General features: G+C 49.3%; 1 pseudogene. It reads left to right on the forward strand.

From position 1 onward, the window contains the following. A pseudogene (locus tag AAC854_RS23520) lies at positions 1–272 on the forward strand (DEAD/DEAH box helicase); the annotation flags it as partial.

A 272-nucleotide genomic window follows, 5' to 3' on the forward strand; every position in this document is an offset into this window, starting at 1 on the left:
AGATGAAATCAGTTATGTCTGGCGTGACCACCCGAATTATGACCCAACACTGCTCATTCAGATCGCGTCAGCCGATACCATTATCCGCCGTGAGTTTCCTGACAATATCGATTTGTTAATCATTGACGAGGCGCACTTGCGCCGTAAGCGGATGCTGGAAATTATCCGTGACAGTGACATACCCGTAGTTGGGTTGTCGGGCACACCCTTTGCGCCGTTCTTGGGGACTTACTACGAAAAACTGATTAAGCCCACCACCATGAAGGAACTGA

The organism is Xenorhabdus entomophaga, assembly GCF_037996725.1.
In the GTDB taxonomy this organism is placed as follows: Bacteria; Pseudomonadota; Gammaproteobacteria; order Enterobacterales; family Enterobacteriaceae; genus Xenorhabdus; species Xenorhabdus khoisanae.